Annotated in this window: 2 protein-coding genes and 1 pseudogene; 2 read left to right on the forward strand and 1 reads right to left on the reverse strand. The window is 62.1% G+C overall.

What is annotated here, in order from left to right; all coding sequences use genetic code 11:
- Positions 1 to 34: 34 nt before the first annotated feature.
- The gene (locus L9Z73_RS18110; protein WP_247403620.1) at positions 35 to 4,459 is read left to right on the forward strand and encodes a dermonecrotic toxin domain-containing protein; all 4,425 of its coding nucleotides are present in this window, start codon (positions 35 to 37) and stop codon (positions 4,457 to 4,459) included.
- Positions 4,460 to 4,500: 41 nt separating this feature from the next.
- Here L9Z73_RS18110 and L9Z73_RS18115 read toward each other — a convergent pair whose 3' ends face one another.
- The gene (locus L9Z73_RS18115; RefSeq protein WP_247403622.1) at positions 4,501 to 9,483 is read right to left on the reverse strand and encodes a conserved oligomeric Golgi complex subunit 8; all 4,983 of its coding nucleotides are present in this window, start codon (positions 9,481 to 9,483) and stop codon (positions 4,501 to 4,503) included.
- Positions 9,484 to 9,772: 289 nt separating this feature from the next.
- Here L9Z73_RS18115 and metR point away from each other — a divergent pair.
- Positions 9,773 to 10,026: pseudogene (gene metR, locus L9Z73_RS18120) on the forward strand (transcriptional regulator MetR); the annotation flags it as partial.

Raw genomic sequence — 10,026 nt, forward strand, 5'->3', positions numbered from 1 at the left:
CGGGGCCGTGCAGGCGCCCGCCCGACTGACGCCAATGAGCGACGAGCAGTTGGCCGCGCTGCGCAGCCAACTCAGCCGCTTGCACGAGGCGCAACAGCAAGCCCATGCAGCGGCCACAGCGCTGTGGAATCAGCCCCGGCCGCAACTGCTGGAGCTGTCCCAGCAAGCCAACCCCGACTACCACACCTTGCTCCAGGCGCGACTGAATGGGCTGCTTGCCGAGGCCAGCCTGCAACGTCAACTCAACCAGATCACCCAGGCCGGGCACGACATGCTCCTGGCCGCCTTCGACCCGCTTAACGCGCAAAATCCCGAACTCAACGTGTCGGTGGCGACCTTGACGCTGTCGATCAGCGACCGCAGCAACGGCGCAACCAACACCCAGCGCAAAGAGCTGGACGGCGTGCTGCTCATCACCCTGGAAGCGGCGCTGCGCGATGCGTCAACGCCCCAGGACCTGTTGCTGTATTGGCCGGGCAGCCAGGGCGGGCTGCAGCACTTCGACTCGCTCCAGGCGCTTGAACGGTGGCTCGGCGTGACGCCGCCTGGCGCCTCGTCCGTAGAACTGGCCCTGCTCAATCAGACCCCGCTCGACTACAGCCTCACCGTGCAACTCGATGGCTGGGTCACCCAGATTGAAGAGATGCTTCGGCGCGCCCCGGACGACACCGAGCGTCAAGCCAGGGAACTGGAACCCCTGCGCGTGCAAGCGATCGAGGAACTCGGCGTACCGACCCACGCCGTGCGCGAACTGGCCTACGCGCAGCTTCTGGAGCAGAACCAGAGCGGCGCACTGGCCGCGCAACTGCCGGTCTGGCTCGGCCAGGTTTCGCCAGCCGACAGGGCCGAACTCAAGACCCTGCTGGAGCGCTACATCCTGGCGTTCCAGCGCGCCGACGAGGCCTTGAACCTGAAGCTGCCGCTGATCAGCAGCTTTTGCAAAAAACGCCTGCACGCACGACTGTCCCGGGACTTCTCGCTCAAACACCCGTTCAGCGTTCAGCTCGACGTGCCCGAATCCGTCACCCGCCAACAGCATTTCGTCGCAGCCGCCGGCGCACCGGGCACTCCGACCAAGACCGTGCTGGTCCCCAGCGCCACTCGGGTCAAAATGGCCCTGGAAGAGCTGGCGCTGAGCAACATCGATACACCGATCTCCGAGCGGTTGTCGTTCATGAAGGTCGAGGTCAACACCGAGGACGCCACGGAAGGCCAGGCACTCACGGCCGGGCTTAGCGTCAACTACCTGCGCACGCTGGTGCCGGAGCTGGACCTGGCCCAAGCGTATGAAAACCTGATCGTCGAGACCTACCAAGGTTCGGATCGCGAAGCGTACTTCAGCCGTGATCATCGCCTCGAATGCCTGCTCGAACCTCATCGCCAGATGCTCACGCTCCAGGGGCGCCTGGCGTTCCTGCAAAAGCACATCAATGCCAGCGAACTGAATACCTTCAACATCGCCATAAATGCCACCACCGCCCAGGCCTGGCGGGCCGATGGCAACGATATCGAGTTACTCCCCGCCTACCTCAGTGTCGGCGGGCCAGATACCCAGGACGGCTCAAGCACCTTGTCCGGCATCACCTTCATCCGTCAGAAAAACTCCGGGTTCACCCTGCTCTATCTGCCTGAAATCCCCGACGGTCACTCCCTGCGCAGCTACACCCATCTTGAAGCCGCCCGACTGGCACTGTTCCACCTGTGCCTGAACAGCTCGATGGTCAATTACCTGGCCGGCCGCGCCTTGCTGGGCAACGTGGCCAACCACGTCAGCCGGATCAATCAAGCGGTGCTCCGGCATTTCGACACACTGATCGGCGTCGGCAGCCCCTGGCCCGTCACCACGTCGCTGGCCGGCCATTTGCTCAACGCCCACATGGGCCGCGTCAAGGAAGCCCACCACGCCAGTTCCCGCTCCAACAGCGACCTGTACCTGGAACGCTACGCCATGAAAGGCGTGCAGGCTTTCAGCTATATCAAGATGGCGCTCGGTGTGGTCCCCGTGGTGGGTACGGTGATCGGCCTTTACGATGGCTGGGTCAGCGCCAATGACGCGGTGGATGCGTTCAGACGCGGTGATCATGTCCAGGGCCTGCACGACATCACCCAAGTCCTGCAATCGTTGATCGACGCCGGCGTGGATGTGGCCGGCGGGGTGCTGATCACGCCCAATGCGGCGCGCGTGCGTACCCGGGCGCGCCAGTTGCGCAACGCCTTCAAGGGCGGCCGCTACCTGCAACCGCCCATGAGCCGCAAGGCGCGCCGCATCGCAGAGCGCTTCAGCGGGTATGAGTACGATAAGGAGATCGCCCTGGGCCACCTGCCCCCTGCGATCCACGGCGTGTATCGCAACGTCTATCGGCATGCAGACGGCTATTTTATTGTGCGTCAGGACAACGTCTACCAGGTCGAACTGCAGAACGGGCATTGGCGCTTGGCCGGCAACTCGCTGAAAAAATATAAACAGCCGATTGCCCTGGATGAAGCGGGCGAGTGGGACACCCACTTCGGGGTCTACGGCACCGCGCAACCGGGTGGTTTGGCCGGCGGCGGCGGCGTGCTCGGGCACCTGGCAGACACCCTCGACCCGCTCTGGCCGATGGCTATTCGACAACGGTTGCCGATCTGGTGGACCGATCATGTCGTGCGCCGCCAACTGGCGCTCGACGATGCGATCAATACGCTGAGCAGCCGGCTCGACGCTCAACTGGCCGCGACCAACAACCTGCAACACCTGTCCAACCAAAGCGATTTCACCACCCGCAAGACATTACAGCCGACCCTCGATCAGGCCTACACCAAGGACATCGAGCTGGCGATTCAGCAGGCCAACGCGATCCAGGACGTGATCGCCTTTACCCCCAGCAGAGAGCACCTGGTCCTCAAAGGCATGCAAAGCCGCGCCGCCTTGATTGTCACCAGCAGAACCGTGGAGCGCTTGAAAGTCGCCGCGGCAGCTCTGCAAGAGTTGACCGAGCAATTCGCTGGCATCCAGGTGCCGCCGGCACGACCCGCCGCCATTCTGCAGTTTCTGCAAACCCGCAAAGGTCTCAGCCAGAAAATCGTGCAGGCACTCGACCGGATCGACCGCATCTTCCGGGTCATGAACGAATGGAGCAGCCAGATCAACCTTGTAGCGCTGGAGGCCGATTTGCGCCTCCAGGGCAGAAGCACACGCAGGACCGCGCAACAGATCGACGCGGACCTGCACAACACGCGCACGATGGTGGGCGAGGCTCGCGATGACTCGGCGCGCTGGAACGAGCTCTACGATGAAGGGTTTCGCACGCACCTGCGCACCGTCCACAGCATCGATACGTTCAACCGCTACGATCACGTCACCGATCCTTCCTGGTTGTACTTGCAAAGTGAGGTCAATCGCGTCTATCTCGACGCCCACCTGGCCCTGAACACGCATTTCGCACTGACCAAAACCCCCACCACCGTTAGCCAGCGCACGCGAATCCTCAACGAATGTATCGATGCCTATACGCGCTTCAGCCTCAGCGCTAAAACCTTGAGCGCAGGCTACCCGCAACATTTTGACCTGGAAAACCTGGACGCCTTGCTGAACAACCTCGAGCGCATGATTCAACTGGCCCGCAACCGTATCGGCACAACACCTCGCCTGCGGCGCCCGCAGCCCGACGAACCACAAGGAACAGTGTTTGAAAGCGACGACAACCGGCTGCTGATCGGCATAAAAAGCACCGACCCACGCACCAACACCACGCGCTATACCATCGACAACCTCAGCGGCCACACCGAGACCTGGGAGCAACGGCCAAACGGTCGGGCCCAGCGCCAACCGGCACCGCCCGTGGAGTTCCCACCTGAGGCAAACGTGAAGTCGGTGATGGTGAGCGAAGCCAAGAACCGCCTGCGTGCCGTGCCGGCGTACCAGGCCAAAGTTGAAGCCTATGCCCGGCAGGGCATGTTGCCGGTGGACCTTGAACACATGCTGGTCAGCGAAGCCGCCGAACTCACCCTGCGCTCAAACCGCATCGCGCGCCTTGACCCCGAAGAACCGAGCCTCTCGCAATTACGCAAGACCTCTACCGAACTGACCGCCGCCGGCCGCGCCCTGCGCACCCGACAATCATTGGCCAGCCGCAAACCCACCGACGGCATGCTCGATGACCTGGTCAGGCATCACGTGGTCGAGGTGCGTCGAACCGCGTCGATGACCGAACTGGCGAGGCGTGCGAACGGGCATCGCGACTTCATGCAGGAATATGAAGTCTGGGACCTGACTGCCACCCCAGCGCGCGCCCTTTGGTATGCGCACTTTCATTACAACCGCCGCACGGCAACCTTCGACGAGTTCGAAAAGGCCCATCTGAAACTGCCGGAGCACCGCTATTTGACCCATGCCGACGACCCGTCGCTGCCGTTTTCCGACATTGGCAGGCAGTCCGCCGCGTTGCCGCATATCCGGTCGCTAGGGGTTGCCCAATAACCACAAAACGTGAGCTGCGGCTGTTCATCAGAGCGGTTCAGTCACAGTTTCAAAAACAGTTTTTCATCCAGCGGCGAGCCTATCCGTGCCCTGACGATCTGTTCCACAACGCGGTTGTTTCCCGCCTCGGCCACCAGGTCTTTCTGGGTCTTGGTGCGCTGCGACGGGATCTTCAGATGCGCCGCCGTGTAGAGGTTGCGCGGCGAACCTTTGGCCGGGTAGTGGAAATGGGCATACCACAAGACGTCGACTTTGCCTTTTTCACGCACGGCATATTCGGTGAAGACATCGCCGCTTTTGGTCGCGGTGTCTCGCTGGACCAGGTTGATATCGACGAACCCGTGCTTCCACAGGTAATCGATATTTTCCGGCTTGGGCGGCAGGAGCTTGTAGCCATCGGCGCAATGTTGCCGAGCCTTGTTGAGCAGTTCGTCCGCCGCTGTGCGCCACTGGTTGACCAACTGTGCGGTTTCGGGCCTGCCACTCTGGTTGGTTTCGGCTTGCAGGGCGGTCGCCTGAAGCCGCTCGGCCTGGGCTTGCAGCATGTCGTTCCAGTCCAGCGGGTTGACGCCCTCGCGGCGTTGCGGGTCGTTGAGTTTGCGTTTCTGGAACTCGATCGTTCGCTCAATGCCGGCGCTTTCTTCGAGCAGTTTTCTGGCGTCGGATTTAAGCGTTGAAAGCGACTTGGGCGACTGCGCGGGCCGTGCAGGTTGCGCGGGAACGATCTTGACCCACTCGCCGTCGCTGGGGTGTTCGCTGTAACTGGCGACCGGCTGGCCGGATTGCGGGTCCAGTACATCAATGATGACGCTGGCGCCTGCCGCGTGAGGACGCGCGGTGCCGATCAAGGTTTCCTTGTCGCGGGTTTTGAACGTTCGCTGGCCCACCGGCTTTTGTTGCTGATCGATACGCGCGACGGCGACAGGCACCAGCGCTTGTTCCTCGCGAATCACTTCGGCCAGGTCGGTTTGGGCATCGTTGATAACATCGCGTAGGCGTTCGGCAAACAGCTGCTGATACTCGGCGCGCTGAAGGCTGGGATTCGCGTCCTGTATCGCCAGGCTGTCGCTGAGCTCTCGCTGGTACGTGCCGATGATGGTTTCCAGCGTCGCTTTGCGTTCGCTCAAGCTGTAACCGCTGTACTGCCGCAGGTCCAGGTGAGCCCTGTAGACGGGGATCAGGTTGGTTGAGCTCAAGCGCTGCAGGTAAAACGACTCCACCGGGTCAGTCGTTCGGGCATAACGGTCGAGGCTCAGCTCTTTGAGGTTGGACAGGGTGGTCAGCTTCATGCGCAGGGCAATAATCGCAGGCGGCTGTTTATCTTGCAGCTTGAGGAAGTGCTCGGCCTTGGTTTTGCCGAACGACGAATCGTTCGTCCATTTTTCCAGCACGGCGGCAGAGACCAGGGCGGCTTCCCGCACGTTTTCCAAGTCATGGTAGACCCTGCCGAAGTTGTCCATCAGCTCGATATAGGCGCTTTTGGAGCCTGTCCTCGCCTCGCTCACCACCTCCGCCATTGACCGTCCGCTGGGCACGTGTTGATTGCTGTCTTCGGCCAGCGCTCTATAGAACTGTTCGATTTGACGGTAGTTGTCGAGTACTGCGCCGTAGAGATTGGAGCGCGCCTGTTTTTCTTCGGAGAGATCGTCCACTGCGCCCAGTTTTTTCGGCGCCAGACTGTCAATGGCTGTCTGAACCGCCGCACTGTGCGCCTGAGTGCTTTGCTTGAGTTGCACGAACTGCTGGTCGATTGTCTGCCTGAGGTTTTTCGTGAGTTCCAACTGCGTCAAATAGGGCGTGAGGAAGCGCTGTTGATGCTCGCCGGTGGTGGACAGCCCCCACAGCGTGCGCAGTTTCTTGCGGGCATTGTGGTAATCGGTGATGGTCACGACAAGCTGGTTATGCGCATCGACCCTTGGCCCATCGAGCACCAACGCAGCCTCGACGGCCTGACTGAACTGCTCCCCTCGCGCCTGTTTCGCCTGCGTATTTTGTTTAACCCGCTCGGCGACGCCACTTTTGCGCGGCATGCCACCGCGCAACCTTGGGCTGCTGTCGAAACTCCAGCGCCCCTGTGCGTCACGCCTGATCGGCGGGCCGGTACGCGCCCGGTTGTTCTCGTCGATGATGAACACCCCGTCCAAGTCGTTGGCCACCCGGAACCACTGATTGTCGATGTTGGCGTACAGTCGGCCCTGGCTCAGGTACAACCCCCTTTTTTGCCCCTCGGCAATCGCGGCACCGACATCGGCCGGCGCGGGCACCCGGAATGACTCGATCTGCGCGAGCTGGCCGGCGGTCAACCGGCGTGGGCTGGAGAACGCAAAATCGAGCACGGTCGCGTTATCGCCGACGACACCGGCAGTTGGCTCCACGCTGCTTTGGCGGATGGTCGTGCGATGAGCGCTCGGCGTCTGGCCCGGCACGCGACGCGTCGGCCCATTGTTTTGCGGGATGGCTTTGAGCGCGTCGAGCGTCACCAGCGGCTGCGCGGCGTCTGCAGGCGCAGAATGGGTCAACACCATGCCCATATTGAGCAGCAGGTCCACCACGGTAGCCGTGCTGTCGTCCTGGGCGGTCGGGTTGGACAGTTTGCGGATGTCGTCCTCGCTGCCGGCCAACTGCAACAACCACCCCGCCATCGCCCCTGGCCCGCGCAACACGGGTAACAGCGTGTTGAACAGCAACCCGCCCAGTTCCTTGAAAGAGGCCCAGCGGCTTTGCGCGTCCGATACCGATTGCCCCTCGGCCAGGCTCACCAGGCTGTGCGTATTGCTCTGGTACAAGTGCTGCATCAGGCGCCCTTGCTCCAGGTCCTCGCGTAATGTGCGCGCGGCGTCATAGCCGTCCACGGCCAGCGCCGTCGGTGCCGGTTGGGCAGGCGGATCGAACTCGTTAAAGACGCTGTAGCGGGCAATATTCGGTGTCTTGAACCCGCCATTGCCGTACACCGCACGAGTCCTGTCGTCGGGCAACCAGGCCAGCACGCTTTGCTGCAAAGGGCCGGGCTGTTGCACCGCCTCCAGCAGCGCTTGGCGGGTCGTAAATGCCTGCAACGCCGGGGACAACATCGGACGGTAGAGAATGTGCGGGCCGACAACCGAATCGGCCGGCTCGATGACAAACATGTTCTGGACGACATCGGGTGTCGCGCCGGGCTTGCGTAAAAACGCCAGGGGGCGAATGACGATGTCTTGCCCATCGACCTGTTTTGCCCCGGCGCCAGGGCTCAGCACCGCCGCCACATACTGATAGCCACGCGCGGTGATGCCCGCTTCGCCCTTGAGCTTGAGTTCCAGCGCCTGCATGGCGAGCTGGAGCGGGACTTGTTGGGCAAACAAGGCGCTGCGCCGACGTGCTTCATCGCTGTCGCCAAGCAGGTGGGTGTGCAGCAACGCGGGGTAGTTTTTGCCGATGTCCACCTGCTGGACGATGTCTTTCAAGCGCTGGGGCATTGCGGGGTCGGTGATCAGTTGACCGAAGTGACGCACTTCCATTTCGCCCTTGGGCAACCCGGCCAGATTGCGCAAGGCCATGTCGGTCAGGCTCATCGTGACGCGTTCGATATAGCCGCCGCCCAGCGTGCCGACCGGCACCTTGAAGGTGACTTCCAGGTGGTCCGCGAGAAACCCGGTGTTCTCCAACTGCGCTTGAAGCTGTTGCTGGGTATAGGCGCGAATATCGGGGATGTCCGAAAAAAAGTTTCGGCCGTGATTGCGCTGTACATCGCTGGCCAGTTCCAGGGCGTGTCGGTGATAGGCAAAGCGATCGGCCGGGTCGGCATTGCGCATCCACTGCGGCAGTTTTTTCTGCAGCCGCGCCAGTTCCTCGGAATCCGGGGCATAGGCGCCGACAAACCACGGGCTCGGATCGCTGACCAGGGAAAAGCGCTGCTCCAGAGCGTTGAGGCCGCCGGCTTCAGGCAGCTCGATGGCGTCTATCGCCTGCAACTGGTTATTTAGAATGATGCCCGCTTGCGTATCGAAGATATTCGCGTCCGGCTCCTGACGCTTCCAGGTCAAATTGTCGAAGACGAAGTCGTTCTCCAGCGTCTCGCCCCATGCCTTGCCGAAGGCTTCCACCGAGTCGTAAGGGGTAATCAGGCCGTTGGCAGCGGCATGCAGGACCTGGGTGCTGCCGCCGATCTGGCGGGTGATCAGCAGATCGGGACTGAGCTGCGTGGACGAACCGCCACTGTAACGGACGGTGGAGTCAAGCACGAAAACCCGCGCCGCGTCGTCGCCTTTGGCACTCACGCGTTGCGCACGCTCGGGCCAGGCAACCACCTGATCAAGCGTGGCGCGTTGCGCATCCGTGAGGCCGGGCTGTTTCAGCGACGCACTGCGCAGGCTGTCGCTGAGCATGCCACTGAGCCACAACCAGCGATTGCCTGCGTCAGGGCCGGTGGCGCCGCCGGCACTTTGCCCCCAATAGCGCGTCAAGGCCCGTGCAAAACCGTCTCTGAGGCTGGGCCGAAGGCTGCGAATCACCAGTTCGATCGCCGACATGTCGATATCGTCGCGCCGGTCGCCTGATGGGTGCGGAACCCTGAGGGTGGTGCCTGTGCCGTGTTTGACCAGTTTCTGCGGCCATGAGTACTTGTCGGTGAAATCGATTTCGGCCCCGGCGGCCAGGTGGTTGAGGGCGACATCCAACAGCGGGGTCAATCGGTATTGAACCGGGTTTTGCGCGATGGGCTCTGCCACCGAGGTCTGAGCTACGTCGAGTTCCAGCGTGGGATACAGGCTTTTGATCGCCTCGCCGAGCATTTCCCTGACGACCGAGCGCACGCCGGGCCGTGTCGCGAACTGGCTGCTGACAGCGTGGGCGGCGAGGTGGGTGGCGGTGGGAAGGGGTTGCACATCGGCAATGGCGCTGGGCTCGGCGCCGATAGGCGCCAATACGGCGCCGGTACTGCCCAGCGAAGTTGTCGCAAATGCGGCTGGCGCAGGCGCCGGATTGGCTGGCGCTGCCGCAGGGTACAGGCGAGGGATGAAGGGACTTGCAGCGTTGCTAGCGGTCATGGGGCACATCCTTGGCGTGGAAATACGGTGTCGTCCCAACGACGCATGAAGTGCCCTTCGGGACGAGTCTCGCGCCAAAATACCCACTCCCCCCTACGGTGAAATAAGAAATGCGTAATTGACTATGTCCGCCCACGCCTCATCCGCCAGGGCTCCGGGTCAGCGCCTTTTCGCAATGTATGGCTGGATATGAACACCGCGCCCTTGGCCTGTCTGTCGACAGCCCGAGCAACATGAGACAAACTCACCCCATTCGAATTGTTCATCAATATTGCTCATGGAGGCCACGGTGCTGGAAATCCGCCACCTGAAAACCCTGCACGCCTTGCGCGAAGCCGACAGCCTGGTCGAAGCCGCTGAACGCCTGCACTTGACCCAGTCCGCCCTGTCCCACCAGTTCAAAGAGCTGGAAGAGCGCTTGGGCATGCAGTTGTTCGTGCGCAAGACCAAACCCGTGCGTTTCACCAGCGCCGGCTTACGCCTGTTGCAACTGGCGGACGCCACCCTGCCCCTGCTGCGCGGCGCCGAGCGTGACATCGCGCG

Source organism: Pseudomonas emilianonis (genome assembly GCF_023072625.1).
Classification (GTDB): Bacteria; Pseudomonadota; Gammaproteobacteria; order Pseudomonadales; family Pseudomonadaceae; genus Aquipseudomonas; species Aquipseudomonas paraveronii.

Bases quoted from the DNA above. Each gene is read 5' to 3' on its own strand.
- L9Z73_RS18115 (WP_247403622.1), bottom strand. From the start codon at position 9,483: ATGACCGCTAGCAACGCTGCAAGTCCCTTCATCCCTCGCCTGTACCCT.
- L9Z73_RS18110 (WP_247403620.1), top strand. From the start codon at position 35: ATGAGCGACGAGCAGTTGGCCGCGCTGCGCAGCCAACTCAGCCGCTTG.